The sequence below is a fragment of the Amycolatopsis sp. NPDC058278 genome (assembly GCF_042881395.1).
Classification (GTDB): Bacteria; Actinomycetota; Actinomycetes; order Mycobacteriales; family Pseudonocardiaceae; genus Amycolatopsis.
The window spans coordinates 1,438-28,426 of the sequence record NZ_JBHVXZ010000076.1; the positions used below are offsets into that span (position 1 = coordinate 1,438).

Genomic DNA, 26,989 nt, shown 5'->3' on the forward strand with positions numbered 1-26,989 from the left:
CGGCCGCGCCACTCAGCAGGGTGTTCAGGGTCCGGCGCAGAAATTTCATCGGAAGCTCCTCGTTCGTCAGTCGCAGGTCCAGCGCAGCGCGGCGTGGTCGCCGCTGGTGTTGCCGAAGATCACGCCGTCGTCGCCGATGACGTACACATCCGCGTCCCCGCCGTCGGGGAACGGGAGCAGCCCGAGCAGCTTGGTGTCCTGCCAGACCGCGGACGGTCCGGTCAGGTCGGTCAGGCTGCCCGCGATCAGTCCGTGCTTGTTGGTCGCTTCCGCGGTGCCGCCGTGTTCGAGGGGCCGCGGGTCGGCCGGGCCGTGCCACGCCAGGGCGCGCGAAGCGGGCCACGAGTCGATCGCCGTGCCGACCACGACGCCGTTGCGGATCTGGCGGATCAGCACGGGACGGTCTTCGCCGGTCAGCGGGGTGACCACGCCGGCCCGCCAGAGCCCGCCGAGCCGGTTGTCCGGGGCGCCGAGCAGGACGGTGCCGTCGTCGTCGAGGTCCCAGCCGTACCGGTCCGGGATGTCGATGACCCGCGGTCCGGCGGCCAGGACCGACCAGAGGACGCTCACCCGGTGGCCGTCCTCGAGATCGGTGGCGGAGGTGAGCACGTCGCCCCGGTCGTTGAGCGCGACGGCCGATTCGAGCCGGTAGCCGGGCGGGTCGGGCAGGCGAGTCAGCGTGCCGGGACCGCGGTGGCCGCCGCTGAACAGGTAGACGCCCCATGTCGTCGACGGAAGGCCCCCGTCCAGCAGCACTGTGCCGGCGGAGTTCTCGTCGGCGACGTGCGGGTAGACCAACGGCGCGAGCGCGTCCGGGATGCGGGGCTTGCCGTCGGTCCAGAGCACGACCTTGCCCATGTTGACCCCCCGGTCGATGACGTCACCGGAGTAGTTGCCGTGGCTGTCGGTCCCCCTGATGTTGACATCGGCGTCGAAGTAGCCATCAGGCGCGACGATCTTGTGCGCCGTCCAGGTGCAGGCCGCGGCCGCGGCCGCGGAAGGTGCGGTGACGGCGGTGCCCAGCGCGAGCGCCGCGAACGTCAGCGCGGCAGCACGTCGGAACATACGAATCCCCCTCGGAATCGGTCGACACCGACTCCACGCCCCACCACGTCCGCGGGTTGAGCCGCGTCACCCGCCTAACCGACGAGCGTGTCGAGTTGCCGCTGCACGTGTTCGGCGTCCCTGTCGCGTCCTTGTCGCCGGAACAGTTGCTGGGCCTCCTGCCACACCGTGCGGGCTTGGTCCGGCCGGCCGAGCGCGACGTGCGGAGGGCCGAGGTGCTCGAGGGTGCTGGCGGAGTCGTAGGCGTTGCCCAGGCTGCGACGCAAGGTGAGGGCTTGCGTGTAGTGGTCGATGGCCAGGTGATGGTTGCCCCTGGCGTGCTCGATGTAGCCGAGGCTGTCGAGGCTGTTCGCCTCGCCTGCGGGGTTGTGCTGCTCTCGGTGCAGGGTGAGGGCGGCCCGGAAGTGGCCGTGGGCGGAGTCGTGGTCGCCGAGGCGGGCGGTGTACCAGCCCACCGCGTTGTGCCCGTGGGCAATGCACAACGGCGCGTCGAGGTCGAAGAAGAGGTGCAGTGCCCGGGTGGCGTGGTGCAGTGCCTGGTCGTCGTCGTGCTGTCCCAACACCCGTCCGAGCGTCTGGTGGGCGTGGGCGAGTTCGTAGATTTTGTCGTGGTCTTCGGCGAGGCCGATGGCGTGGTGCAAGTGCTCGACCGCCTCCTCGCGCCGTCCCAGGGCAGCGCACGCGCGACCGAGATGCCGGTAGGCGATGACACGAGGTGCGGGGTGCGCCAGGTGCGTGGCGGCGTGCGCGGCGGCCCGCCACACGGCGAGGCGGTCGTGGCGGTGACCTCGTCGGTGGTGGAACGTGTCCGAGGACAAGGCCAGCCACCACACGGTGTCGTGCCTGCGCTGAAGGGCCGCGGCCTGCTGGGCGGCGAGCAGGGTGGCGCGCTCGGAGATGAACCAGGCCATCGCCGCCCGGGTATCGGGCAGCGACGGGACGTGCGTGCTGGGTGGGGGCGGGGCGATTTCGACAGGTCCGCGGTGGGCGTCCAGCAGCAGGCCGGCGTGGAAGGCGGTGTGGGCGCAGTAGTCGAGCACTCGCCCCAGGGCCGCGTCTCGCACCGCGTCGGGCAGGTGCCGGGCGGTGCCGGTGGCGTAGGCGCGGATCAGGTCGTGCATCCGGTACCGGCCACGCGAGTCGCGCTCGAGCAGTGAAGCCTGTTCCAGGCCCCGCAGGACGGCCTGGGTGCGGGCCGGTGGCAGTCCGGTCAGGTTCGCCGCCGTGAACAGGCCGGCGTCCGGGCCGGGCACGCCGGCCAGCAGCCCGAACGTCACGGCCTGCTCCTCGGTCAGTGCTTGGTACGACCAGGACAGCACGGTGGGCAGGCTTGCGGACGGATCGTCGTCGGCCAGGCCGTCCAGCCCCGACTGCCGCAGCTCGGAGACCGTGGTGGACAGCGGCGCCCCGGCGCGGCCGGCGATGACGCTCAAGGCCAGCGGCAGGCCGCCGCACAGGTCGACCAGCTCGTCGACCGCCGTGCGCTCGGCGTCGACTCGCGTGGTGCCGAGCCGGGCGGTCAGCAGGTCACGGGCTTCGCCGGCCGAGAGCACGTCCAGCGGTACCCGGCCCGCGTCGTGCGTGGTGATCAGGCCCGCGAGCCGGTTGCGGCTGGTCACGACGACAGCGCACGATTCGCCGCCGGGCAGCAGCGGGACGATCTGGTCGGTGCCGGCGGCGTTGTCCAGCACCACCAACATCCGCTTCTTCGCGGTCAAGCTGCGGAACAGCGCGGAGCGGGTGTGCGCGTCGGGCGGGATCGAACCCTCATCGATGCCCAGAGCGGTGAGGAACCCGCGAAGCGCCGCGGCCGGCGCCATCGGGAGGTCGTCCGGGCCGAAGCCGCGCAGATCGACGAACAGCTGACCGCCGGGGAACCGATCGAGATGGCGGTGTGCCCACCGCAGGGCCAGCCAGGTCTTGCCGAGGCCGCCCGTACCGGTGACCGCCGAGATCATCATCGTGCCGCTCGATCTCGCGGCGTCCAGGTCGGCGTCCAGCCGGTGCAACGCGCCGCGGCGGCCCACGAAGGACGTGGGCGCGGCGCGGAGTTCGCGGGGCACCCTCGATCCGGCGGCCGGTGGCGGAGACGCGTCGGCCGGGACGGGGTGTGAGGTCAGGATCCGGCGGTGCAGATCCTGGAGCACGACGCTGGGGTCCGTGCCCAGTTCTTCGACCAGCCGCACCCGGACCCGCTGGTAGTGCGCCAGCGCGTCGGCGGTGCGCCCGGCCTCGTGCAGTGCACGGAGGTACTGACTCGCCACCCGTTCGTCCATCGGTTGTGCGTCTGCCCGCTCGGCCAGCTCGGCCACAAGCTGCCCACCGTGTCCCAGGCGCAGCCGGGTCTCGGTCAGTTCGTGCTGCGCGTTCGACCATTCTCGCGCCAGCCGGTCACGTTCGGCTTCGATCCATTCACCGTCCACTCCGGTCAACGCCTGCCCACGCCACAACTTCAGCGCGTCGGTCAGCATCACGGCCGCGCGCTCGTCGTCGGCTTCCGCGTCGCCCGCGGCGCACAGCTGACGGAACCGGTGCAGGTCGACCACCGGCTCGGTCGTGTCGGCGACCAGGACGTAGCCGCCGGACCTGCGCATGATCGTCACGCCGTCGATGCCCGCCAGTGCCCGGCGCAGCCGGGAGATGTAGCTGTGCAGCGTCGCGCGCGCCCGGGGTGCCACGTCCGAACCCCAGACCCGTTCGGCCAACCGGTCCACCGGGACCACCCGCCCGGCGTCGACCGCCAAGGCCGCCAGCACGCACCGCTGCCGCGGGGGGCCCAGGTCCACCGGCCGTCCTCCGACCTCCGCGCCGACCTCCCCCAGCAGGCGCACGACCAGCACACCCACCACCCCCTGAACCGGTTCCCGGTCACCAGGCATACCGGCTCGGACAGCGTCGCGCAGAAACCCGCAAGAGATTCACACGATCGGCCCTCCACCATGACGGCGACCACCCACGATCGACGAAAAGGTGATTCCGTTGTGCGCGCTCTCCAGGACATCGCACGAACGGGCAACGCACACGGCCCTTCTGGACGTCCGGCCGCCGGGTCCCGGCCGGGCACCTCGGCGGTCACACTGGCCGGTCGGGAGCAGGGAGGACGGATGTTTCGCCTGGACCGCGATTCGAGCGAACGGCCTCGTCGCCCGGTCCCGGGCGAAAGCCCGGCGGTGCGGCCCGCTCACGAACTGCTCGCTCTGCAGCGGCTGGCCGGCAACCGCGCGGTGAACCTCGCGATCGAAGGGGCACCGGCCGTGCAGCGCTTCGTCGGCACCGAGCACAAGGCGCTCGGCGATTCCACCGGCCGGATGGTGGACCTGGGGAACGGTGTCGTGCTCAGCTTCGGCGACCTCGTCGCGCTGTCGGGCGACGAGTACAAAAGCCTCGAGCTGCTGATCAAGGACACCCGGACTCCCGAGGGCCGGGCCCGCCTGCTCGCCGCGATCCGTGACGACCACATCCCGGACCCCGCGAACACCCGGCTGCCCGAACCGACCAAGGACCAGGAGTCCGAGCGGTTCACCACGTTCGTCCGGCTCGCCCTCGAGAACCCGCTGCACTTCAACGACTCCGGTCAGGCGATCGCGAAATGGGCCGGCGATCACACCGACGCCATCGCGACGGCGTTGGAGGCCGGCCTGCAGAACGACCCGGCCCGGAAACAACTCGCCCTCGCCAAGGAAGCATTCGCGCAGCACTACCTGACGGACGCGTTCTCCGGCGGGCACATCCGCACCCCGCGCCCGGACATCATCGGCTGGTACCGGGCGCACTTCGGGCACGTGGTCGTCGACGAGTTCATCAGCCGGATGAGCAACCGGCTCATCGACGGTCTCGTCGCGCAGATCAGCCCGCAGACGAACTGGCCGGACTTCGTCGTGCGAAGCAAGGTCCGGCAGGCTGTCGGGGAACGCCTGGCGAGCGCGATCGCCGACGCCGGTGGTCGCGCGCAGGTCGACGACTACTTCGCGCTCGGCGTCGCCGGCGTGGTCAGCGGCGCGATGCACGACCTGGAGGGGGATCGTGGGGTGGCGGTCTCGAGCGAGGCGCACCCCGCCGCGTGGATGGCCTTCGGGGACCACCACCTCGCCGCGAGCCCGGTGAGCCGGGAGCAGGCCGAACTCGCCCATGCGGCCGCGGTCGCCCACATCGACCGGGCCTTCGAGATCGGCCGGCGCCACGGCCGGGCCGCGGATTCCTCGGCCGCCCCGAGGGAGACCTACTTCGGGTTCGACTCGGCTGCCGTGGCGGCGGAGGCCGGCACAGCCGTGTCCGCCGCGGCGGGACACCTGCACGCCCGCCCCGGGACCCAGGTCGTCCTGACCGGCCACACCGATCCCAGTGGCCCCGAGGGCTACAACGAGCAGCTGGGCCTGCGGCGGGCGCAGGCCGTCGCGCGGAGCCTGCTCGCGGCAGGCGCCGGTGAGGATCAGATCGTCACCCGCACCGAGGGCGAACGAGCGCCGGTGACGCTGGTCCCCGGGCAGTTCCGGCTGAACAGGCGCGTGACGTTCGACTACGTCCAACGGCCCGGCCCCTACCGCGATATCGGCCGGGAGGAAGCAGCCGCCGAAGTCCAGGCGGCGATTCCCGCACCGTACAACGACGTCACCCGCTTCGTGCCGAAACCACTGCCGGCCGCGACCTCGACGTCGGCGTCCGGGACGTCCTCGGTCGCCAACGCCCAGGTCGAGCTGGAGAACTGGCGCTGGGGAAGCATCCCGCCGCGGCTGCGGTCGGAGATCAACACCTGGGTCCGCGGCTACGGCCCGGCGCTCACCGCCCGCATCGCGAGTGCGCACGCCCTGGACCCGACGACGGTCGAGGGCTACGCGATCCAGCCGCGGCCACTCGTCGTCGCCGTCGTCAACGACCTCCTGCGCGACGCGGCCACCTTCCTCGAACAGGCCACGGGCCGGCAGATGAGTCCGTGAGCAAGGCGGGAGTGGAACGTGCCGCACCACGGGGTCGGCTACGTCACCCGCTTCCGGGTCGAGTCGGAGTTCCTTCGGCGTTATCCGGTCCGGCAAGCCGGAGGCCGGACCATCCTGGAGTTGTGGGTTCCGGCCGGGGAACTCGACGAGTTCAACGCGCACATGGTCGGTCCGATCGAGGTCGTGCACGAGTTCCGGTGAGCTGAGTCAGAGCAGTCCGGCGGTGGCGGCGTGCGCGGCGGCCGCCGCTCGCGACGACACGCCCAGCTTGCCGCGGATGTTCGACATGTGGCGGTGCGCGGTGTGGGCGCTGATCCCGAGCCGGCGCGCGATCTCCTGGTCGCTCAACCCGTGCGCGACCAGGCGCAGCACCTCGAGTTCGCGTTCGGAGAGCTCGTGGCGCGGCGAGCCGGCCCGGCGGGCGGGCCGGCCGGCGCCGAGGAATTCCCGCACGGCGCGGACGAGCCCTTCGACGTCTCCGCGCCAGGGCAGGTGATCGGTGCCGTCGAGCGGGACGAAGCCGGCGCCCGGGATGCGGGCGGCGACGTCCTGGCCCAGGGTGAACGGGATCGCGCGGTCGTCTCGGCGGTGCAGGACGAGCGTCGGCACCTCGATCGTGCCCACCTGGTCTCGGACGTCGAACGCGTACACCGCCGCGAGCGAGCGTGCCGCTTTCTCCGCGGTGAGGCTCGCACGCTGGAACCGGACGAACTCGTCGCGTTCCGTCGGGGTCGCGGTCGGCACGAACAGGTCGGCGAGCACCCGGGACCCCACGCCCCAGTGCCGTCCGACGACCGCCAGCAGGGAATCGCGGGCTTCCGACGCGGCGATCTCGGCGCCGCGGAGGTAGCTGCCGTAGAGGACGAGCCGCTCCACGCGGTCGGGGTGGGCCGCCGCGTACGCCATTGCGGCGCAGCCCCCGGAGGAACCGCCGAACAGGCTCACCTTCTCCCCGGCCGCGTCGACGACGGCGCTCAACGCGGCCACTTCTTCCGCGAGCGAGGTGACCAGCGGCCCGGCGGCGTCGGACATGCCGACGCCGGGCCGGTCGTAGCGGACGAGGGTGAACCCGTCGCCGAGCAGGCCGGCGAACCGGCGGAACAACGGGTTCCGCCAGTCCAGTTCGAGGTGCCCGCACCACCAGCCGCCGACGACCAGTGGCGGTCCCGCACCGATGGTGGCCCAGGCGAGAGCGCGATCGTTCGGGCCACCGGTGAACCGCACGACCTGGTCTTGTCCCGGCATTCCCCGAGCGTAGGCGGTCGCCCGGACCCGCGTGGCCCGTTCCGGCCAGCCTCCGCAATGGCACGAGCGGGTGATGCGGTGGGCGGCCGGTGGCTGATGTGCTGCTTCGCATCGGCGGTGTGGAGGAGGAACGATGGCCGGAGGGGACAGCGTGGGGGCACGGGACGGGTTATGGGAACGGTTCGGGGCGGCACTGTACGAACCGTTCCTGCGCCGGGGGGAGCGGCTCGGCTTGGCGCGGCGGCGCGGGGAACTGCTGCGGCGCGCGCACGGCCAGGTGGTCGAAATCGGGGCGGGGACCGGGCTCAACGTCGCGCACTACCCCGCGGCGGCGGAGGTCGTGCTGACCGAGCCCGTCCCGGCGATGTACCGGCGACTCGAAAAGCGCGTGGCGGGCCGCATCGGGATGCGGCCGGTGCGGGCCCCGGCGGACGCGCTGCCGATGGCGGACGCCAGCGTCGACACGGTCGTGTCGACGCTGGTCCTCTGCACGGTGCCCGACGTCGATCGGGTGCTGGCCGAACTCGCGCGGGTGCTGCGACCCGGCGGGCGGCTGCTGTTCTGCGAGCACATCCGCGCCGAGGACCCGAAGCCGGCACGCAGGCAGGCCCGGCTGGCGGGGCCGTGGGCGGCGTTCGCGCAGGGCTGCCGGTGTGACCGCGACACCGTCGCGCTGCTCAAGCAGCGGTTCGACATCGAGGACATGAGCACAGCGCGGTGGCGTGGGATGCCTTCGGTGGTGCACCCGCTGATCATCGGGACGGCGACCCCGGCCCGATGACGCGGTCGAAGCCTCGGGTCCTCGGCTTCGAGCGCCGCGACGCCTGAGCCGAAGCAGCTAGTGCTCGCGGCAGGTGACCTCGCACCTCGTCACAGCGGGCGGCGCAGCCCGTCCAGCACGAGGGTGATGACGTCGTCGGCCTCGGTCCGCCAACCGGGGCGGTCATGGGCGGCACCGATGCCGTGCAGCGCCATCATCACGGCGCCGGCGCTCACGTCGTCGCGGACGGCGCCGTCCCGCACGGCGGCGGCCACCAGGTCGGTGACGGCCTGCTCCAGCTCCCGGCTGCCCTCGGCGAGGGCGCCCGAGCGATCGGCCATCAGGGTGGCCAGCGTCCGGGCCAGACCCTCGTGGGCGGCTATGTGGTCGACCATGTCGCGCAGGAAGGTCGCCAACGCCTCCGCCGCGGGCAGGGTGGCCTGGAGCCGGCGGGCGCGGTCGCACAGCGTGGCGACTTCCCCGCGGTAGACCGCCTCGGCCAGTGCCTCCCGGGTGGGGAAGTGGCGGTACAGCGTGCCGGTGCCCACTCCGGCGAGCCGGGCGAAGTCGTCGAAGCGCAGGTCGAAGAAGTCGCCGGCCTCGAAGACCTCCCGGGCCTTGGCGAGCAGGGCCTCGCGCTTGCGCCGGGCGTCGGCCCGCAGTGGCTTGTCGGCACTCACCCGCTACCTCCTGTTGACAAGTGGAGATCATCTCCATATCTTGAAAAATGGAGATGATCTCCAGATAGACCTTACCCCACGAGGTGCGGCGTGAAGATCCTGATGTTCGGCCGCGGCGTGATCGCCACGGTTTACGGCTGGGCCCTGCAAAAGGCGGGACACGACGTCGAGTTCTACGTGCGGCCGGGCCGCACGGCGACCTACGGGGACACCGTGGACCTCGACCTGCTCGATACGCGGCGCCGGCCGTGGGGGCAGCGCGTCGTCGAGAAGTGGCCGGTGCGCTACCGCGAGACGCTGGCGCCGGACCACGACTTCGACCTGATCGTGCTCAGCGTGCCGCACCACCGCCTCCCGGAGGCGACGGCCTTCCTGACGCCGCGGGCCGGCCAGGCCACGGTGCTGGTCTTCGGCAACGTCTGGACCGAGCCGCAGGCCGCGATCGGCGACCTCCCCCTCGACCGGATCGCCTGGGGCTTTCCCTTGGCGGGTGGCGGTTTCGGCGCGGACGGCGTGCTCCGTGGGGCACTGCTGCCTTCGGTGGTCTTCGGCACCCTCGGCCGGCCTCCGACCGACCGGGAACGGGCCGTGCGCCAGGCGTTTCGCCAGGCCGGGCTCCGGCTCAAGGAGCGGCCTGACTTCCGCGGCTGGCTGTGGGTCCATTTCGTGTCGGATGCCGGCCTGCTCGCACAGGGCCTGCGGCTGGGTTCCCTGTCCAAGCTGGCCGGAGCCCGGAGCGACCTGCGCGAAGGGCTGCTGGCCGTCCGGGAGCTGCTGCCGCTCCTCGAGGCGCGCGGCCTCGACCTGCGACGGCACCGGGGCGGTGTGCTGCCGTTCCGGGCGCCCACCTGGCTGACGGCCACCGCGCTCGCCTGGCTGACTGCTCATGTCGCGCTCGCGCGCCTGAGTCTCGAGGCGCACTCCGACCCCGACGCCGAAGAGCCGCGTGAGGTCTGCCGGGACACCCTGGCCGAAGCACGACGGCTGGGCATCTCGGTGCCGCGGCTGGAAGCGGCGGAACCGCACTTCGCCAGGGAGGGAACGGGGCGAACCTGAACGGCCCTTGTCCGGCGGGTCGAGAGTGGGTTGACCAGTCTGTCGACGACCGCGGCTGCGACCGGACTGCGACGTCGTGGGGACCGTGTGCCGACACGGACACGAAACAGTCGGCGGCATGAGCGAAGTTCGGCCGGCTGCGGCCATCCGGTTCGCCGGCGGGCGCAAGCCGCACCTGCCCGCGTTGGACGGGTTGCGCGGGGTGGCGATCCTCGGCGTGCTGCTGTTCCACACCGGTCACCTGCCCGGGGGCTTCCTCGGGGTGGACCTGTTTTTCACCCTGTCCGGTTACCTCATCACCGACTTGCTGCTCCGGGAGATCGAGGCCACCGGCGCGGTGTCGCTGGTCGCCTTCTGGGGCCGCCGGGTCCGCAGGCTGCTGCCCGCACTGGTGACGATGCTCGCCGGGGTGGCCGTCGTCGTGTGGGTGGCGGGGCCGCCGGACCTGGTGCGGACGACCCTCGACGACGGCCCGTGGGTGCAGCTGAACCTGGTGAACTGGCACCTGCTCGCGGAGTCGGCGGGCTACTGGGACCGCTTCGGATCGCAGCGGGTCTTCGAACACCTGTGGAGCATCGCGGTCGAAGAGCAGTTCTACCTGCTGTGGCCGCCGGTCCTGCTGGTCATCGCCCGGTACGCGAAACGGCCGGAAACCTGGGTCGCGGTGGTCGCGGCCACGGCCTCGATCGGATCGCTGGCGCTGATGGTCGCACTCCTCGGCGCGGGCGATCCGAGCCGGGTCTACACCGGTACCGACACCCGGGCGTTTTCCCTGCTGCTGGGCGCGGTCGTCGCCACCGGGCCGGTGCGGGCGGCGCTGGTTCGCGCGGCCGGCCGGTGGGTGGGCATCGTGGTGGCGTTGCTCGCGGCCGGCATCGGCATCTTGTGGTCGCTGGCGGACGGGACGGCCTCGCGGTGGTTGTTCACCGGCGGGCTGTTCGCGCACTCGCTGGCCGCCGCGCTGCTGATCGGGCTGTGCGTGCGGGCGCCGCGAACGTGGGTGGCGAAAGCCCTGGCCTGGCGGCCACTGCGGTGGTTCGGACTGATCTCCTACAGCCTGTACCTGTGGCACTGGCCCGTGTTCGTGCTGCTTTCCCCGGAGCGGACCGGGCTCGGCGGCCCGGCCCGCACGGGGACGGTGCTCGCGGTGTCCATCGGCTTGGCCACGCTGTCGAAGTACCTGGTCGAGGACCCGGTCCGGTTCCGGGCCCGGTGGGCCGGTGGCCGCAGCGGGGTGCTGGCGTTCACCGCGGTCATGGCCGGGCTGGCCGTGCTGTGGGTGGTGCTGCCCGCCCCGGCCCCGGCCGTCGTCGACATCACCGGACTGTGATCAGCGGGCAGGTCCGCGCCGGGTCCGACTCCGGGGTGGGCTGGACGAAGCGGACCTGCACCTTCGTGCTCCGGTCCCCGCCGGCCTGGACGTGGGCCCCCAGCGCGGTGCAGACGATCTGGTCGATGCCCAGCGGGGTCACGTCGTGGACCGTCAGCGGCACCGACAGCTGGAGCACGCCGGTCGTGGGCGTCACGACGACCCTCGTCACCGGCGTCGGCACGATCTCCGTGTGCAGGTCCGAGCCGCTGGGCACGCTCAGCAGCAGCGCCAGCGCCTCGGAGATCGAGCCGAGGTGACCGGTCGGCCGCAGCTCCGGCCGGAGCTGCTCGTGCGCGTCGACGAGGTACAGCGTCATCCCCGGCGCCACGCCCGTCGGGGCCTCGCCCCCGTCGGTGACGTCGGAGGGCCGGACCCCGCAGCCCGCGAGCAGGAACACCGCCACCACCGGCCAGATCCGCTTCACGAGCCCTCCCGGTTCCGCGGCAGGGACAGCACGAACCGCGCACCGCCGCCGACGGCGTTGCCCGCGATGAGGTCGCCGCCGTGCAGCCGGGCGTTCTCCAGCGCGATCGCCAGCCCGAGCCCGCTGCCCGGGGTGCGGGTGCGCGCGGCGTCGGCCTTGAAGAAGCGGTCGAACACGTGCGGTACCACGTGCGCGGGCAGCCCGGGCCCGCCGTCGGTGACTTCGATGCGCACGTCCTCGCGGGACTCCGAGACGGCGACTCGCACCGGCGGCTTTCCGTGCCGCAGCGCGTTGCCGACCAGGTTGGCCACGATGACGTCCAGCCGGCGCCGATCGAGCCGCAGCGAGAGCCCGTCCGGTGCCACCACCGCCACCTGCTCCTGCCAGCCGCGGGCGCGCAGGCAGTCCCGCACGGCACCGGCGACGTCGACCTCCTCCACCCGCAGCTGCGCGGTACCGGCGTCCAACCGGGCCACCTCCATCAGGTCCTCGACGAGCCGGACCAGCCGGTGCGTCTCGACGATCGCCAGCTGCGCGGACTCCCCGGCGTCGGCCTCCATCCCGTCCGCCGTGGTCGCCAGGACCTCCACGACCGCCGTCAGCGTGCTCAGCGGGGTGCGCAGTTCGTGCGAGACGTCGGCGGCGAACCGCCGGGCGTCCGCCTGCATCCGTTCCATGGCCCGCATCGACGTCTGCACCGACTCGGCCATTTCGTTGACGGTGACGGTCAGTTCGGCCAGCTCGTCGGCGCCCTGGGGCGGCGACCGGGCGTCGAGGTCGCCGCCGGCCAGCCGGCGGGCCGTGTCGCGGAGATCGCGCACCGGGCGCAGCACGCTGCCCGCGGCCAGCAGCGCCAGCACGACGGCCAGCGGCAGCGCGAGTGCGGCGGTGATGACCGCGGACCGGGTGAGACGGTCGATCTGCTGGTCGACGTCGGTGAGGTCGTGCACGGAATACACCTCGATGCCCGAGGGGGTGCGTGCCCCGTCCGGCGCGGTGATCGTGATGGGCGTGCCGACCACCAGCCAGGGCCGGCCGTCGGCGGTGATCCGCTGCGCGACGAGCCGGTTCCGGCCGCGCACGGCGGCGCGCAGCGTATCGGGGACCAGTTCGGTGCCGGTCCCGGCCGAGGACCGCAGCTCCCGGTAGGTCACCACGGTGTTCCCCCCGGCGGCCGTGCGCAGCCGGTCGAGCGCGTCCTGGTCCGGCGGATAGGTCAGCTGCGGGGTGATCGCGCCGAGCCGGCCGGCGACGCCCTCGGTGATCCGCTGCTGCGCCGAGGTGACCAGCGCGGTGCTCGCCGATCCGGCGCTCGACCAGGCCGCCGCGGCGGCACCGAGCACGGTCACCAGCACGAACGCGACGAGCAACCGGGCGCGCAGACCCCGCGGCCGGAGCCGCCAGGTCCGCGGCCGGTACCCGGACTTCGGCGAGCCGGTCCTCACACCGGTCCGAACCGGTAGCCGAACCCGCGCACGGTCTGCACGTACTCCGGCGTCGCCGGATCGGCCTCGATCTTCGCCCGCAGCCGCTGCACGCAGTTGTCGACCAGCCGCGAGTCGCCGAGGTAGTCGTGCTCCCACACCTCTTCCAGCAGCTGCTGGCGGCTGAACACCCGGCCGGGAGCCCCCGACAACGTCAGCAGCAGCCGCAGCTCGGTCGGTGTCAGCGCGACCGGCTCGCCGCGCGCCGACACCGTCAGCGACGTGGTGTCGATGCGCAGGTCGCGGTGCACCCGCACGCCGTCCGGCGAGCTCGTGCCGCGGCGCAGCACCGCGCGGATCCGCGCGTCCAGCACGGTGGGCCGCGCCGGCTTGACGACGTAGTCGTCCGCGCCCGCCGCCAGGCCGCCGACGACGTCGAAGTCGTCGCCGCGCGCGGTCAGCATGATCACCGGTACCGAGCCGGCGGCCCGGATGCGACGGCAGACCTCGAACCCGTCGATGCCCGGCAGCATCAGGTCGAGCACCACGAGATCCGGCGTGGCCGAGCCGAACCGGCGCAGCCCGTCTTCGCCGGTGTCCGCCGTGCGGACGTCGTGGCCGTGCCTGCCCAGCGCGAGCTCGAGCCCGCGCCGGACCAGGGGGTCGTCTTCGATCAGCAGAATCGCCGCCACCCGTCCAGTATGGACAATCCGGGCCGGCCCAGCGGTTTCTTGCGACACGACCGCGACAAGACCGCGGATGCGCGCGGACACCGCGGCGGCACCGTCGAATCCATGAGCAAAACGCGAATTCCCGTCCTCGGCGTGGCCGGCCTGCTCCTGCTGGCCACCGCCTGCTCCGGCGGGGCCACGGCGACCGGCGCACCCGCACCGGCTCCCGGCTCCGGACCGGGCAAGGTGCTGTTCCTGGGCGACTCCGTCGCCGCGGGCGAGGCGCTGCCCCTGGCTGCCGCGGTCAAGGCGAGCGGCACCGAGTTCCAGTCGATCGCCGCCGACGGCGGCGGAAACGTCGTCGGCCCGTTCTCCGAGGAGAACTGGCGGAAGCTGCCCGGGCAGATCGCCTCGGTCCACCCCGCCGTGGTCGTCTACCAGCTCACCACGTACGACTGGGGCAGCAGGGAAGAGCAGCAGGCCGCCTACGGCAAGCTCTTGACGACGGTCACCGACGCCGGCGCGAAACTGGTCTTCGTCACCACACCCCCGATCAAGCCCGACGACTTCTACCAGCCGCACCTGGCCGAGCTGGACCGTGCTCCCGAGGTCGCCCGCGCGGTCGCGCAGGCTGCCCCGGGCCAGGCGAGCGTGCTCGACGCGGGCACCGTGTGGGGGAGCACCTACCAGCAGGTCAAAGACGGCAAGGCGGACCGCAGCGCCGACGGGATCCACACCTGCCCCCAGGGCGCCGCCCGCTTCACCAGCTGGCTGCTCGCCGAACTGGCGAAGCTGTTCCCCGGCTTCACCCCGGCGCCGGCGCAGGCCTGGGCCAACACCGGCTGGTCCGCGGACAACCACTTCAAGGGCTGCTGACCAGGCGGCTGACGTGGGTGCCGCGCTGCGCAGCGCGGCACCCACGTCGCGGGAGGCATCAGGAGAGCTGGGCGACCTCCGTGTCCGTCAACGCCTTGCCGGCCACGCCGACCTCGTCGACCGCGCCGGGCCAGAAGTCGACGTTGCGGCCGTCGTACTTGGCCCGCCCGACCGTGAACGCGCCGGTGCCGACCACCGCCGGCCCGGCCGGTGCCGTCGCGACCTTCACGCCGTCCACGTAGAGCCGGATCTCGTTGCCGGCCCGCACCCCCGTCAGCTCGTACCAGCGGCCGATCTCCGGCACGACCTCGTACCGGGCGCGGTTGCCGCCGGGGGTGCTGAACGCGAACGCGCCCTGCCCGTACTGCAGGTAGAACGGGCTCTCCCGCTCCCGGCCGTCCTGGCTCACCGCGGTCGCGTAGTTGCCGGGCAGCTGGTCGAGCCGCACCTTCGCGGACACGGTGTAGTCGCCGGTCGTGTCGACGACCGGGCCGTAGGTGTCGGCGGAGCCGCCGGTGAACTGCAGCGCACCGTCCTTGAACGCCGCGCCGGCCGGGGTGAGCGTCAGCGGGTTCTTGCCGCCGCTCGAGTCCTTCGCGGTCGTTCCCCCGCGCTCGTCGAGGTGCCATGAGCCCTTCCCCGCGTAGGGGTAGGGCTTGCCCGCGTCGGCACCGGCCTCGATCACGCGCCGGTTGATCTCGCGGACGGGACCGGGGTCGACCTTGAGGCGCTTGCGGTCGTAGGTCCAGAGCCCGTTGAGCTCGCCTTCCAGGTCGGTGACCTGCGTGTAGACCGAAGCCGACAGCTCGGCCCTGGCCTGCCCGAGGTAGAAGGTGCGGGTGTTGTCGACGTACTTCGCCGTCAACGCCGCCTTGTCCGCCACGCCGCTGTAGATCGCGATCGGCGCACCCGGCCACTGGTGCCCCGGCGTGCGCAGCGTGAAGCCGCCGTGCTCGCCGTCCATCGCGACGCGCCTGCCGTCCGAGCGGGCCGGGTCGGTGTTGTTGTAGTCGTGGTGGTCGATGACGTCGCCGCGGCCCGAGTCGCCCTTGGAGGCGCAGCAGTTCACCCCGCTGTGGGCGTTGACGATCCGGCTCGGGTCGGCGGCCTTGACCTGGTCGGTGATCCGGCCGGTGGCGGCCTTGTCCCACTCGCCCCAGCCCTCGTTGAACACGATCCAGGCGTAGACGGACGGGGAGTTCTGCAGCTGGTGCATCTCTTCCAGGCCCTGGTCGAGCCACGCCTGCTGCGCCGCGGGGTTGTTGCCGTCCTCGACGGACACGAAGTCCTGCCACACCAGCAGTCCCAGCTGGTCCGCGTGGTAGTACCAGCGGGCGGGCTCGACCTTGATGTGCTTGCGGACGGCGTTGAAGCCGAGGTCCTTCTGCGCCTTCAGATCGAAGACGAGGGCTTCGTCGCTCGGCGCGGTGTTCAGCCCGTCCGGGTAGAAGCCCTGGTCCAGCTGCATCAGGGAGAAGAACGGCTTGCCGTTGAGCGTCAGCTTGGGGACGCCGCCGACGTTCGTGATGCCGGTGGACCGCATGCCGAAGTAGCTCTTGACCTTGTCACCGCCCAGCTTGACCTCCAGCTGGTAGAGGTACGGGTCGTCCGGCGTCCACAGGTGCGGGTTCGGCACCGGCAGCTTCAGGTTCGCGTTCGCCGGTCCGGTGACCGTGCCGACCGGCCGGCCCCGCGCGTCCTTGGCGACCGCGGTGACGGTGGCGTTGCCGGCTGACTTGACGTTCAGCGCCAGCGAGCCGGTGGTGAGGTCGGGAGTCGTCTTGATTTCGTCGATGCCCTTGTCCGCCACGGGTTCCAGCCACACCGTCTGCCAGATGCCCGACGACGGGGTGTAGAAGATGCCGCCGGGGTTGGGGGACTGCTTGCCCTTGGGCTGGTACGGGCCGGTCGTGTCGGTGACGGCGACGACGATCTCCTGCTCGTCGCCGCGCTTGAGCGCGTCCGTGATGTCGGCGCTGAACGCCGTGTACCCGCCGGTGTGCTCGGCGACGAGCTTGCCGTTCACCCAGACCTTGGCCTGGTAGTCGACCGCGCCGAAGTTGAGTTTGAGGCGCTGTCCGCCGCCGATCTTCCAGTCGCGCGGGACGGTGACCGTGCGGCGGTAGAACATGTGGTCTTCGTGCCGTTCGAGCCCGGAGAGCTGCGATTCGATCGGGTAGGGCACGATCACCTTTTCGGGCAGCCGCTTGCCGAACGCCGGCTGCTGGCCCTCCTGGGCGGCCGAGAACTCCCAGGGGCCGTTGAGGTTGACCCACTGGTCGCGCTCGAGCTGCGGCCGCGGGTACTCCGGCAGCGGGTGGCGCGTGTCGGCGTTCTCGCCCCACGGCGTCCGGAGCCGTTCCGTCGACGCGTTCGCGACCGTGCGTCCGGTCTTGCCGATCTTCGTGCCGTTCACGGCGAGCCCGCCCGCGCCGTCGTAGTACATCGTGACCCGCTGGCCCTTCAGGACTCTTTCGGCCAGCCGGATCGTGGCCCGGGTGCGGGTGGTCGTGATGAGCGAGACCGGCATCGGCGTCGCGTCGACCTCGATGCGCAGGTGGTCTTTCAGGTCGCTCGTGCCCGAGACCCGGCCGTCGAAGTCGGCCGTGAGGGTGCGGCCGTCCTCGGCCACGTCCGCCGAGCGCGGCACGGCCGTGTAGCCGGCGGGAGGCGTGAACGCCGACAGCGGCACGATCTGCTTCGCGATGCCCGCGCTCGACCAGCGCAGGAACATGTTGGCGCCGCCGACGTCCTGGAACATCTCCAGCTTGAAGTCGTACTGTTTGCCGGCGCTCAGCGTGACGGGTGTGCTGGTCTGCTCGGTGTCCCAGTCGCCGACCCAGTGGTCGATCACCGGCGCGCCGTCGATGAACAGCCGGAACCCGTTGTCACCGATGGCGTAGAACGTGTAGTCGCCGGTCCGCGGCACGGCGAGCCGGCCGGTCCACCGGGCGGTCGTGTGCTCCGTGCGCCCGGCGACCAACCCGAAGACCGAGGTCAGGTCCGCGTGGTCGACCTCCGAGTCGAGCGCGGTACCGGCCAGGTTCGCGAAGTCCCGCGCGCCCGGCACCGACATCGTGTAGTACTCGGCTTTCAGGCCGTGCACGGGCTCGGCGGCACCTGCGGGCGGCGTGCCGGACGCCACGCCCAACGTCACCAGCAGGGCGACGAGGACGGAAGCGGCTCTTCTCATCGGCGCGATCCCCTTCATTTTTACAACGTTGTAAAAAGATCTGACGGGATCCAATCAGATCAAACGGACTCCTCACTACCGCCGAATGTCGGTATCTCGGGGGGCGGCAGGTGGGCCCGGCTCGGGATTCCCGGCTCGATCGTGCGCCGAAAGCGGTGTGCGAAGCGTCCGGCGGACGGCGTCGCGGAGCCAGCGGTGAGCTCCATCGGCGGACTGGCGGGGATGCCAGGCCATGCCGATGGTCAGCGGCGGCAGCGGCAGGGGAATGTCGAGCAGGTGCAGGCCGAGCGCCACGGCGTCGGCGGTGAGGGGTGAGACGGTCGCGTCGGAGAGAGCCGCGGGGACCAGGCAGACGAGGTCGCTGCGGGCGGCAAGGGCCATCGCGGCCAGGTGGCTGGGCAGGACCACGGCGACCCGCCGTCGAAGGCCGTGCTCGGCCAGTGCGGTGTCGAGGGGACCGGTGAACCGCCCGCGGCGGCTGACCGCGACGTGGTCGGCGGCAGCGAGCCCGGCCGGCGTCACGGGTCCCTCGGTCAGGGGGTGACCGGGCCGGACGGCCGCCACCATCCGCAACGTGAGCAGCTTTTCGACCTGCGTCTCGGGATCGACGTGGTCGATGGAGCCGATCTCCAGGTCGATCCGGCCGTCGCGAAGGGCCGACCCGGCCTCGAACTCCTCGGCCCGGAACCGCAAGGAGATCCCGGGCGCCTCTTGCCGGGTCAGTCGCAGCAGCCCGGCGGCCAGCGCCGCGCCGACCAGGTCGGCGGCCTGGAGGGTGAAGGTGGTGTGCAGGCCGGCGGGGTCGACAACGGTGCCCGGTGTGAGCAGGGCGGCCAGGCTGCGAACCACGGCGGCGGCCTCGTCGCGCAGGGCATGGGCGCGCGGCGTGGGCACCATGGTCTGCCCGGCCCGGACCAGGAGCGGGTCCTGGAGGATGCGCCGCAGGCGGGCGAGGGTGCGGCTCATGGCTGCCGGGGAGGTGTGCAGGCGGGCGGCGGCGCGCGTGACGCTCTGCTCGGCCAGCAGGGCGTCGAGCGCGACGGCGAGGTTGGCGTCGATGACCGGATCAGGGCTGCTCACCAGCGTAATTCCATTCCAGGCAATGAATGCTTGCTGAAGTTCCCATTGTGGCATCGGCGGGGTCCTCAGCAGCATGGGCGGCGTACTGACCGGCACGACCTGCGAGGTTTTCATGATCGTCATCACCGCTCCCACGGGGAACATCGGCCGCCACCTGGTGCCCCTGCTGCTGGCGGACGCACCCGCCCACGGCGAGGAACTGCGGGTGATCGCCCGCGACCCCGCCCGGCTTCCGGTCGAGGTGCGCGAAAACGTCGAGGTGATCACCGGCTCACACGGCGACGCCGAGGTCGTCGATCGGGCCTTCGAGGGTGCCGACGCCGTCTTCTGGCTCGTTCCCCCGGACTCTTCCCAGCCCCCGGCGGACGCCTGGAGCGGCTTCACCCGCCCCGCCGCGAAGGCCCTCGCCGCCCACGGCGTCGGACACGTCGTCGGCGTGTCCGCGCTCGGCCGCGGCACCCCGGTCGCCGATCGCGCCGGGCTCGTCACCGCCTCCCTGGCGATGGACGACCTCATCGCGGAAACCGGCGTCGCCTACCGGGCGCTGGCCAACCCGTCCTTCTTCGAGAACCTCCTGGAGGAGGTCGGCTCGATCCGCGAGAAGGGCGTCTTCACCGACGTCGTCGACGCCGACCGCAAAGCACCGCTGGTCGCCATCGCCGACATCGCCGCCGTCGCCGGCCGCCTGTTGCTGGACCGCTCCTGGACCGGCGTCGGCGACGTCCCGGTTCTCGGACCCGAGGACCTGTCCCCGCGCGACCTGGCCCGCATCCTGACCGAGCAGCTGGGGCGCCCCGTTCGCTACGAACGCCAGTCGCTCGAGGACCTGCGCACCACTCTCCTCGGCTACGGCCTCGACGAAGCGTTCGTCCAGGGCATCGCCGACATGAAGCAGGCCAAGGACAACGGCCTCGACGCCGGCGTTGCCCGTACCGCGGACACCGCCTCTCCCACCACTTTCGCGCAGTGGTGCGCCCACACCCTCAAGCCCGCCGTCCTGGCCTGACCGGGGAAGGATCGCCATGTCCACCGAAGAAGCCGAAGCAACGGTGACCGCTTTCATGCTCATCAAGACCACCCCCGAATGGCTCGCCATGACCGTCCGGGAACGGGCGGACGCCTTCGCCACCCAGGTCGTCCCCGCGATCGAGGCCAAAACCACCGGCGTCCGGTCACGCTTCTACGACACGGAGTTCTACTCCGCCCGCGTCACCGACATCTGGGTCTGGGAAGCCGACGATCACCACGCCTACCAGCTCTTGATCGACGCGCTGCGGGAGACTCCCTTCTGGGACCGCTACTTCGAGATCGTCGACCTGCTCGTCGGCACGGAGAACGGCTACGCCCGCACCTACGGGTTCGAGCCCGTGGCCACCATCTCCACCTGATCCGCCGTCGCCGTCCGTGGTCCGGCCCGCCGGAACCGCCTCAGCGGGATCAGGCGGGCCAGCCGCGTTCGAGGATGGCGAACGCGGCTTCGACGACGCGGGCCGGATTTTCGGAGCGGATGGCGAGGGCCGAGGTTTCCAGCGCGAAGTGGGCGAGTGCCGCGCATCCGGGATCGGTTTCGGGGGCGCCGGTTTCGGCGGCGAGGACGCGGGTGAGCGCGTCCTCGTGCCGTATCCACATCCGGTGCCAGTAGTCGCTGAGCGCCGGCGTGCTGCGCACGAGGGTCATGAACTCCGCCGCCCCGTCGGCGGCGGCACCGCGCTCGACACGGGCCAGCGTGTGCTCCCGCAGCGCGGCGAGCACCGAGGTGCCGGGCGGGCGGTCGCGCACGGCCGCGATCAGGGCTTCCTCGATGTCGGTGTCCCGGTCGAAGACGAGGGATTCCTTGCTGGGGAAGTGTTTCTGCAGGGTGGTGGTGGACACGTCGGCGGCGTCGGCGATCTCGCGGACGCCCACGTCGTCGTAGCCGCGTTCGAGGAACAGCCGCAGTGCCGCGTCGGCCAGGGCCTGATGGGTGGCCGCCTTCTTGCGCTCCCGCCTGCCCGTCCCGGTAACCATGGGTTGACCATACCAGTAGTTGTACGGTGTACTCGGTTGTACCGTGTCACTTTTCCTTCGAGGGGGTTCTCATGACCGCACGTGTTCCGGTCTTGATCAGCGGTGGCGGCATCGCCGGACTGACCACCGCTCTGCTGCTGCGACGCGAAGGGGTGTATCCGGTGCTGGTCGAGAAGCACGCCGGGGTGTCGCCGCAGCCGAAGGCACGCCGGTTCAACCCGCGTAGCACCGAGGTCTTCCGCCTGCTCGGCCTCGCGGCCGAGGTCGCCGAGGCGAGTGCGCCGCTGGCGTCGTTCTCCGCGGTCCTGGCCGGCCCCACGCTGGTCGCGGCCCAGGCCCGGGACATGAGCGGGATGCGGGAACGGCGGCTGCAGCAGGCGAGGATTCCCGAGCTGAGCCCGGGACCGAACGTCCTGTGCCCGCAGGTCGTGCTGGAGCCGATCCTGCGCCGGGCGGCCGAAGAACGGGGCGTGTCCGTGCGGCTGGGCACCGAGCTGGTGTCCTTCACCCAAGACGGCGACGGGGTGACCGCGCTGCTGAAGCCCGCGGACGGCGAGCCGTACGAGCTGACCGCGGACTACCTCGTCGCCGCCGACGGCGCACGCAGTCCGGTCCGCACCGCACTGGGCATCCCGCGCGGCGGCCACGGCCACCTCGCCGACAACCTCGACCTCTACTTCCGCGCCGATCTCACCGGCCTGGCGCGGGAAAAGCCGTTCAACCTGTGCGAGATCGACAACCCGGTGGCCTCGGGCGCCTTCCTCTCGGTCAACGGCACGGACCGGTGGCTGTTCTCGACGGCCGACTTCCCCGAGGCGCGCACGCTCGGCGACGGCGACTGGCACGACCTCCTGCGGATCGTGATCGGCATCCCGGATCTCGACGTCGAACTGCTCAGCCGCTCGCCATGGGAGTCGGCGATGCGGGTTGCCGACCGGTTCCGCGAGGGCCGCGTGTTCCTGACAGGCGACGCCGCGCACATGATGCCCCCGATGGCCGCGGCGGGCGCCAACACCGCCATCGCCGACGCGGCCAACCTCGCCTGGAAGCTCGCCGCGGTACTGGCCGGGCAGGCGGCGCCCGCCCTGCTCGACACCTACGACGCCGAACGCCGCCCGGCCGGCTACGCGATCGCCGAAGCCTCCAGCACGGTCCGCGGGCACGTCGGCGACATGCTCGCCGCCTACACCAGCCCGGATCGCCAGCACGACGACCTGCTGGCCACGATGTTCGGCACCCAGTACACCGAAGGCGCGTTCGTCCCGGACGGCCGCGATCCCGCGCCCGTCGACCACTACGCCCCGGCAGGCCGTCCGGGCACGCGCGTGCCGCACGCCTGGATCGACGCACGGACATCCACAGTGGACTACGCAGGCCCGGGCCTGACCCTGCTCACCGGCCCGGACAACGGACACTGGATCACCGAGGCGGATCGCCTCGGGCTGCGGCTGGTCGCGGTGCCGCACCAGGGTTGGCTCGCCGAGGCCTGCCTGCCCGCCGACGGCGCCCTGCTCGTGCGCCCCGACGTCATCGTCGCCTGGCACTCGGCGTCCGCAACACCGATCGCCGAGGCAGTGCAGTGGGTGCTCGGCACCGCGGTCGCCTCCGCGCAACCGCAGTAGCCAGTCCTCGACCGTCCGGGCGACCAGGCAGAACAGCCGCCGGGCCAGCCGGCAGCCGAGTGCCGCGGCGGATGATCCAGCACCGGCTCGACCTGCAGCGGCTGATGCACCTCGGGGTGGACGTGCTCACCACGATCATGCGGTGACGTCGTCCGCGACCTCCGGTGGTGCCTGCAGGTCGTGGGCGCGGAAGAGGACGGCGTGCTCGACGCCCATGGCCTTGCCGCCCATCGCGGCGAACCGCGGGATGAAATCGGCGGGCGCCGGGTGGTCGGGGAGTGCGGCCAGGTAGGCGGCGTGTGCCTCGAGCGAGGCCACGCCGCGGCGCAGTGGTTCGCCGGTGACGTCGACGCCGTGGGTCGGGTCCGTCATGCCCGGGGTCAGGTACCAGCGGGCGGAGTGCGGCTCGAGGCCTTCGCCGTCGATCTGCTCCGGGAAGACCCATCGGTTGCCCGCGTCGCGGATCGCGTCGAGCGTCGCGAGGCCGGCCGCGCGGTGGTCGGCCTGGTCGAAGCCCCAGGGCGTCTCGATCTCGAAGCCGGTGCCGTAGACGACGTCGGGCTTGAACCGGCGGATCTCGCGGCAGATGTCGCGGCGCAGGTCGAGGCCGTAGACGAGCACGCCGTCGGGGTGTTCGAGGATGGTCAGGTGTTCGACGCCGACGGTGGCGCAGGCGGCCCGCTGCTCGGCGGCACGCAGGCGGGCGGTTTCTTCGGGCGGGTTGGGCATGCCGGCTTCGCCGCGGGTGAGCAGGAGGTAGCCGACCTCGATGCCGCGCGCGGTCCAGCGGGCGACGGCCGCGGACGTGCCGTACTCCATGTCGTCGGGGTGGGCGACGACGCAGAGCACGCGCCGGAAGGACTCCTCGGGCAGAGCGGGCAACGTCATGCCGGACATCCTGCCGCATTCCGGTCCGGCGGGCCGCCGCCCGGTTCGGTGGTCGCGCCGAGGCCCGCGCGCGGCTGATGCGGTTGGATCGGACGGACGATGTCCGGGTTGCGGGAGGCGTGAGGCTGGTGGGCGGCGATGCCGGAGGGCCGGATCCGGCCCGGATCACTGACCTCGCGGGCTTCGTTCGCGAGGTCGATCTGCTGCGCCGGCAGGCGGCCCGCGGCACCGGCAAGGCGCGCGTCAGCTTGACCGAGCTCGCCGGCCTGGTGGAGGTGCCGCGCTCGACCGTGCACGCCTACCTGTCCGGCAAGATCCACCCACCGTCCGACGTGTTCGACCGGATCGTCATCGCTCTGGGTGTTCCGCGCCCGGCGTGGGCGAGCTGGAACGAAGCCTGGTTCCGCGTGGCCGCCCACCTCCACACGCAGAAGCAGGCCGCCCGCCCGCCGGCGGTGCCCCGGCAGCTGCCCCTCGACGCCGGCGGGTTCGTGGGACGCGAACAGGAGCTGGCCGCACTCGACAAGCTGTCGAGCGGCTCGGCGGGCACCCGGGTCGCGCTCGTCACCGGGATGCCCGGGGTGGGCAAGTCGGCGCTGGCGATCCGGTGGGCACACCGGGCCGCCGTCCGCTTTCCCGATGGCCAGTTGTTCGTGAACCTGCGCGGGTTCGCCGAAGCTCCCCCGGCCGATCCGGTCGACGTGCTGTCCGGGTTCATGCGCGCCCTGGGGACGGCTGAGCGGGACATACCGCGGGAAACCGACCGGCTCGCCGCCTCCTTCCGGTCCGCGGTCGCCGGTCGTCGCATGCTGGTGGTGCTCGACGACGCGAGCAGTGCCGAGCAGGTGCGCCCGTTGCTGCCCGGCTCGCCGAGCTGCGCTGTCCTGATCACCAGCCGCACCAGACTGGTCGGCCTGGTCGCCAGGGAAGGAGCGGTCCCGGTGGAGCTGGGACCGCTCGGGACGGACGACGCCGTCGCCCTGGTCCGGTACGCCGCCGGTCCGGATCGGGTCGACGCCGACCCGGTGGCGACCGCGGAGCTGGCCGAAGCCTGCGGACGTCTCCCGCTCGCGCTGCGGATCGCGGCGGCGAACGCCCGTGTCCGGCCGGGCCTGCCCCTCTCCGCGATGGTCGGAGAGCTCCGGTCGGCTGATCCGCTCGCGGTGCTCGACGCCGCGGTCGACCGGGAGACCGCGGTGCAGAACGCGGTCGCGCTGTCCTACCGTGCGCTGAACCCTGCGGCGCAACGGGTGTTCCGGCTCCTCGGGCTGTTCCCGGTCGACGGGATCGCCTTGCCGGCACTGGCGGCCGCGACCGGCCTGGCGCCGGAGTCGCTGGTTCCGGTCGTCGGCACCCTGCTCGACACGCACCTCCTCTTCGAGCGGACGCCGGCGCGGTACAGCCAGCACGCCTTGCTGCATTCGTGGGCCAAGCGCCGCTGCCTGGCGGAAGACGCCGGCGACGTGCGTGATTCGGCGTTGCAGCGGCTGATTTCCCACTACGCGGGGCTCGCGACCGAGGCGGCGCAGCTGAGGCACCCGCGCCCGTACCGGGAGAAGTACGCGCGCGTCCGATCCGGCGGTGCGTCGTTCGCGACCGCTGACGACGCGCTGACCTGGTTCGACGTCGAATTCGCCACGTTGTCCACGCTGACCCGGCAGGCCGCCGCGGCGGGCCTCCACGCGCTGGCGACCCAGCTGTGCGTCGCCCTGCACTTCGAGTTCGAACGGCACCGTTCCGCGGAGTGGCTGCCGGTCAGCGAAGCGGCGCTCGCCGCGGCGCGCGCCGCCGGGGACCCGGCCGGGCAGGTGCTCTGCCTGCGGGTGCTCAGCAGCGCGCACTGGAGCAGATCGGACCACGCCGAAGCGCTCCGCCACCTCGACGAAGCCGTGAAACTGGCCGACGAGCTCGATACGCCGGACCTCCGCAGGCTCGTCCTGAGCGATCTGGGCCGCACGTCGATCTCGATCGGCCGGCTCCACGACGCCGCCGGGCACTACCGGCGCGCTCTGGACCTGGAGCCGGCTCCGGACGGGGCGGCATCCATCCCGAACCTCGTCGTGCTCGGTGACGTCCTGTGGGAGCTGGGGGAACTCGCCGGTGCCCACGAGCTCCAGGCCAAGGCGATCGAGACGGCGACCCGGCAGGGTTACGCCGCCGGGCTGCAGCTCGCCGAAAGCCACGCGGGCCGGCCCGTCCAGGCGCTCGGTGACCTGGAACGCGCCGTCGAGCACTACCGGACCGGTCTCGAGCTGTGCCGGTCGGCCGGCGAGCACGCGGACGAAGCCAGCGTGCTCGCCAACCTCGCGGGAGCACTGCGCGACCTCGGCGAGTACGAGGAGGCGCTGGCGACCGCCCGCGACGCCCTGGCCAAAGCGACCCGGCTCGGCATGCGACGGACGCAGGCGGGCGCGCACCACGTGCTCGGCACGGTCATGGTGGAACTCGGCCGCTTCGACGTGGCCCGCACGGCGCTCGAGTCGGCGCTGGACCTTTCCGTCGAGGCGGCCCACCCGCGCGGCCGTGGGGACGCACTGGTCGCCCTGTCCGCAGTGCACCTGCGACAGGGCAGATTCGACGAGGCCCACGACCGGGCCGGCCGAGCCCTGGCCATCAGCGAGCAGACCGGCCACCGGCTGATCCGGGCGGACAGCCTGCTCGCGATGGCCGCCGTGGAGCGCGAACGCGGCGAATCCGGGGCGGCGCGGGCCCACGCCGAGCAGGCTCGGGCCCTGCACGAGCAGGCGGGCTGCCGACCGGGAGTCGAGCGCGCTGACGCGGTTCTCGGACGCCTCTGAGGGGCCGGTATCCGGGAGCGTCCAGGTATGTCCAGGATCCGGCCGTCCCCCTCCCGGGTCGTGGTGAACTGTGGCGGTCGTCGCCCAGCCGGGGACGACGCCGGTGGTCGGGGCACTGGCCGGCGGTTCGGCGGTTCGCAGCCATGGGGAGGTGGCGACGCCGAACCGCCGTGGCCCGCGCCGCCGGTTCGCCGCCCACCTGCAGGACTGGCGCGTCACCGCCAAGCCCGAACTCGGGTGACGTCGAATGGTTTTGGCCCAGCCGGCCTTCGAGTTGGGCGAATTGGCGAGACATTCGTTTGGCGGCTTGGACGACCAGCCTGGCCGTGATCGACCAACGCAGCGGCTCGACCGCAACTACGCCGGTATCTCGGGTTCCGGGAATTCGATCCAGTTCGACGATTGCCACCGGTCCGGTTGAGGTGCAGTTCCGGGCCACAGAGAGAGCGGGGCTTCGCTCCCTCGCCGCGAGTGGCCAACGGCCGGCCGGTTGCTGGTACTTCGGCGACATCGACACGCAGCGGGGAGCGCGGGCGTCGAAGTAGGCGATGGCGCATGGTTGACGTGTCGTCGTAGAACGCGAAACGCAATCCGCGGGCGTGGTCGGATGGGGGCGACGACCTCGGTCTCGAAGGGGGGCGAGTTGGGATCACGTACTTGGGACGTGGGCTCGAAGACGGTACGCCTCACGGCTGAGCCGTCTCGCGTGGCACCCTCGACCACTCGTGGCCGGAGCGGTCGCCCGGTCGGATGACACGGCGGCTGACTCTTGAAAACCTCGTCGCCGTCGCCTCGCTGCTCACCCAACGGTCGTCCCTGGCGGTGCACATTCCCCATTCGGCCGCAACGTCTTCGGCATCAGCTTCACCTCGGCGTTCACCCCCCGCTGGTCCT

22 protein-coding genes are annotated in these 26,989 nt (G+C 72.1%); 11 read left to right on the plus strand and 11 right to left on the minus strand.

Annotation, left to right across the window (positions count from 1 at the left end; genetic code table 11):
* Nucleotides 1–66 precede the first annotated feature (66 nt).
* Together ACFVYA_RS32155 and ACFVYA_RS32160 are read right to left on the minus strand one after the other, a co-directional pair.
* Nucleotides 67–1,065, minus strand: coding sequence for a hypothetical protein (locus ACFVYA_RS32155; RefSeq protein WP_387050352.1), 999 nt, complete (start codon nt 1,063–1,065; stop codon nt 67–69).
* Nucleotides 1,066–1,139: 74 nt separating this feature from the next.
* Nucleotides 1,140–3,905, minus strand: a complete 2,766-nt coding sequence (locus tag ACFVYA_RS32160; RefSeq protein ID WP_387050353.1) for a BTAD domain-containing putative transcriptional regulator — start codon at nt 3,903–3,905, stop codon at nt 1,140–1,142.
* 264 nt (nt 3,906–4,169) lie between these two features.
* Here ACFVYA_RS32160 and ACFVYA_RS32165 point away from each other — a divergent pair, with 264 nt between their 5' ends.
* Nucleotides 4,170–5,999, plus strand: coding sequence for an OmpA family protein (locus tag ACFVYA_RS32165; protein ID WP_387050354.1), 1,830 nt, complete (start codon nt 4,170–4,172; stop codon nt 5,997–5,999).
* Nucleotides 6,000–6,017: 18 nt separating this feature from the next.
* The gene (locus ACFVYA_RS32170; RefSeq protein WP_387050355.1) at nt 6,018–6,200 is read left to right on the plus strand and encodes a hypothetical protein; all 183 of its coding nucleotides are present in this window, start codon (nt 6,018–6,020) and stop codon (nt 6,198–6,200) included.
* A 6-nt stretch (nt 6,201–6,206) separates the two neighbouring features.
* Here the strand turns inward: ACFVYA_RS32170 and ACFVYA_RS32175 are convergent, their stop codons facing one another.
* A complete protein-coding gene (locus tag ACFVYA_RS32175) occupies nt 6,207–7,244 on the minus strand; it encodes an alpha/beta fold hydrolase (RefSeq protein ID WP_387050357.1) in 1,038 nt (345 codons plus the stop codon).
* Nucleotides 7,245–7,377: 133 nt separating this feature from the next.
* Here ACFVYA_RS32175 and ACFVYA_RS32180 point away from each other — a divergent pair, with 133 nt between their 5' ends.
* A complete protein-coding gene (locus ACFVYA_RS32180; protein WP_387050359.1) occupies nt 7,378–8,025 on the plus strand; it encodes a methyltransferase domain-containing protein in 648 nt (215 codons plus the stop codon).
* An 89-nt stretch (nt 8,026–8,114) separates the two neighbouring features.
* On the opposite strand, the gene ACFVYA_RS32185 is transcribed toward ACFVYA_RS32180, so the two are convergent.
* A complete protein-coding gene (locus tag ACFVYA_RS32185) occupies nt 8,115–8,684 on the minus strand; it encodes a TetR/AcrR family transcriptional regulator (RefSeq protein ID WP_387050361.1) in 570 nt (189 codons plus the stop codon).
* A 90-nt stretch (nt 8,685–8,774) separates the two neighbouring features.
* Here ACFVYA_RS32185 and ACFVYA_RS32190 point away from each other — a divergent pair, with 90 nt between their 5' ends.
* Complete coding sequence (locus ACFVYA_RS32190) at nt 8,775–9,740, plus strand: ketopantoate reductase family protein (RefSeq protein WP_387050363.1); 966 nt, start codon at nt 8,775–8,777, stop codon at nt 9,738–9,740.
* Between the two features lie 118 nt (nt 9,741–9,858).
* Nucleotides 9,859–11,070 carry an acyltransferase family protein gene (locus tag ACFVYA_RS32195; RefSeq protein ID WP_387050365.1) on the plus strand — a complete coding sequence of 404 codons (1,212 nt, stop codon included), beginning with the start codon at nt 9,859–9,861 and terminating at the stop codon, nt 11,068–11,070.
* On the opposite strand, the gene ACFVYA_RS32200 is transcribed toward ACFVYA_RS32195, so the two are convergent.
* The 3 genes from ACFVYA_RS32200 to ACFVYA_RS32210 are packed head-to-tail and all read right to left on the minus strand — an operon-like array spanning nt 11,057 to nt 13,652.
* Entirely contained in the window at nt 11,057–11,536 is a 480-nt protein-coding gene (locus ACFVYA_RS32200) for a hypothetical protein (protein WP_387050367.1), read from the minus strand. The genes ACFVYA_RS32195 and ACFVYA_RS32200 overlap by 14 nt on opposite strands.
* Entirely contained in the window at nt 11,533–12,981 is a 1,449-nt protein-coding gene (locus ACFVYA_RS32205) for an ATP-binding protein (RefSeq protein WP_387050368.1), read from the minus strand. Before ACFVYA_RS32205 ends, ACFVYA_RS32200 begins: the two co-directional genes overlap by 4 nt.
* Entirely contained in the window at nt 12,978–13,652 is a 675-nt protein-coding gene (locus ACFVYA_RS32210) for a response regulator (RefSeq protein ID WP_387050370.1), read from the minus strand. The genes ACFVYA_RS32205 and ACFVYA_RS32210 overlap by 4 nt, the downstream gene beginning before the upstream one ends.
* Before the next feature lie 102 nt (nt 13,653–13,754).
* Here ACFVYA_RS32210 and ACFVYA_RS32215 point away from each other — a divergent pair, with 102 nt between their 5' ends.
* Entirely contained in the window at nt 13,755–14,507 is a 753-nt protein-coding gene (locus ACFVYA_RS32215; RefSeq protein WP_387050372.1) for an SGNH/GDSL hydrolase family protein, read from the plus strand.
* A gap of 58 nt (nt 14,508–14,565) precedes the next feature.
* Here the strand turns inward: ACFVYA_RS32215 and ACFVYA_RS32220 are convergent, their stop codons facing one another.
* Nucleotides 14,566–17,700 (minus strand): PA14 domain-containing protein, encoded by a 3,135-nt coding sequence (locus ACFVYA_RS32220; protein WP_387050373.1) that lies wholly within the window; start codon nt 17,698–17,700, stop codon nt 14,566–14,568.
* 75 nt (nt 17,701–17,775) lie between these two features.
* Nucleotides 17,776–18,780: a LysR family transcriptional regulator gene (locus ACFVYA_RS32225; protein WP_387050374.1), complete on the minus strand. Its 1,005-nt coding sequence runs from the start codon at nt 18,778–18,780 to the stop codon at nt 17,776–17,778.
* Nucleotides 18,781–18,853: 73 nt separating this feature from the next.
* Here ACFVYA_RS32225 and ACFVYA_RS32230 point away from each other — a divergent pair, with 73 nt between their 5' ends.
* Nucleotides 18,854–19,786: an NAD(P)H-binding protein gene (locus ACFVYA_RS32230; protein WP_387050376.1), complete on the plus strand. Its 933-nt coding sequence runs from the start codon at nt 18,854–18,856 to the stop codon at nt 19,784–19,786.
* Nucleotides 19,787–19,802: 16 nt separating this feature from the next.
* Nucleotides 19,803–20,168, plus strand: a complete 366-nt coding sequence (locus ACFVYA_RS32235) for a darcynin family protein (protein WP_387050377.1) — start codon at nt 19,803–19,805, stop codon at nt 20,166–20,168.
* Between the two features lie 49 nt (nt 20,169–20,217).
* Here ACFVYA_RS32235 and ACFVYA_RS32240 read toward each other — a convergent pair whose 3' ends face one another.
* On the minus strand, nt 20,218–20,787 hold the full coding sequence (locus ACFVYA_RS32240; protein ID WP_387050379.1) for a TetR/AcrR family transcriptional regulator: 570 nt from the start codon (nt 20,785–20,787) through the stop codon (nt 20,218–20,220).
* A 71-nt stretch (nt 20,788–20,858) separates the two neighbouring features.
* Here ACFVYA_RS32240 and ACFVYA_RS32245 point away from each other — a divergent pair, with 71 nt between their 5' ends.
* Nucleotides 20,859–22,409: an FAD-dependent monooxygenase gene (locus tag ACFVYA_RS32245; protein WP_387050380.1), complete on the plus strand. Its 1,551-nt coding sequence runs from the start codon at nt 20,859–20,861 to the stop codon at nt 22,407–22,409.
* Between the two features lie 135 nt (nt 22,410–22,544).
* On the opposite strand, the gene ACFVYA_RS32250 is transcribed toward ACFVYA_RS32245, so the two are convergent.
* Entirely contained in the window at nt 22,545–23,306 is a 762-nt protein-coding gene (locus ACFVYA_RS32250; protein WP_387050381.1) for a PIG-L deacetylase family protein, read from the minus strand.
* A gap of 110 nt (nt 23,307–23,416) precedes the next feature.
* Between ACFVYA_RS32250 and ACFVYA_RS32255 the strand changes: the two genes are divergently transcribed.
* Both ACFVYA_RS32255 and ACFVYA_RS32260 read left to right on the plus strand, forming a co-directional pair.
* The gene (locus ACFVYA_RS32255) at nt 23,417–26,095 is read left to right on the plus strand and encodes an ATP-binding protein (RefSeq protein WP_387050383.1); all 2,679 of its coding nucleotides are present in this window, start codon (nt 23,417–23,419) and stop codon (nt 26,093–26,095) included.
* A 70-nt stretch (nt 26,096–26,165) separates the two neighbouring features.
* Entirely contained in the window at nt 26,166–26,336 is a 171-nt protein-coding gene (locus ACFVYA_RS32260; protein ID WP_387050385.1) for a hypothetical protein, read from the plus strand.
* Nucleotides 26,337–26,989: the final 653 nt, after the last annotated feature.

Excerpts from the sequence above, each read along its gene's own strand:
- ACFVYA_RS32155 (WP_387050352.1), bottom strand. The coding sequence starts at position 1,065 with ATGTTCCGACGTGCTGCCGCGCTGACGTTCGCGGCGCTCGCGCTGGGC.
- ACFVYA_RS32165 (WP_387050354.1), top strand. The coding sequence starts at position 4,170 with ATGTTTCGCCTGGACCGCGATTCGAGCGAACGGCCTCGTCGCCCGGTC.
- ACFVYA_RS32175 (WP_387050357.1), bottom strand. The coding sequence starts at position 7,244 with ATGCCGGGACAAGACCAGGTCGTGCGGTTCACCGGTGGCCCGAACGAT.
- ACFVYA_RS32180 (WP_387050359.1), top strand. The coding sequence starts at position 7,378 with ATGGCCGGAGGGGACAGCGTGGGGGCACGGGACGGGTTATGGGAACGG.
- ACFVYA_RS32195 (WP_387050365.1), top strand. The coding sequence starts at position 9,859 with ATGAGCGAAGTTCGGCCGGCTGCGGCCATCCGGTTCGCCGGCGGGCGC.
- ACFVYA_RS32215 (WP_387050372.1), top strand. The coding sequence starts at position 13,755 with ATGAGCAAAACGCGAATTCCCGTCCTCGGCGTGGCCGGCCTGCTCCTG.
- ACFVYA_RS32220 (WP_387050373.1), bottom strand. The coding sequence starts at position 17,700 with ATGAGAAGAGCCGCTTCCGTCCTCGTCGCCCTGCTGGTGACGTTGGGC.
- ACFVYA_RS32230 (WP_387050376.1), top strand. The coding sequence starts at position 18,854 with ATGGGCGGCGTACTGACCGGCACGACCTGCGAGGTTTTCATGATCGTC.
- ACFVYA_RS32235 (WP_387050377.1), top strand. The coding sequence starts at position 19,803 with ATGTCCACCGAAGAAGCCGAAGCAACGGTGACCGCTTTCATGCTCATC.
- ACFVYA_RS32240 (WP_387050379.1), bottom strand. The coding sequence starts at position 20,787 with ATGGTTACCGGGACGGGCAGGCGGGAGCGCAAGAAGGCGGCCACCCAT.
- ACFVYA_RS32245 (WP_387050380.1), top strand. The coding sequence starts at position 20,859 with ATGACCGCACGTGTTCCGGTCTTGATCAGCGGTGGCGGCATCGCCGGA.
- ACFVYA_RS32250 (WP_387050381.1), bottom strand. The coding sequence starts at position 23,306 with ATGTCCGGCATGACGTTGCCCGCTCTGCCCGAGGAGTCCTTCCGGCGC.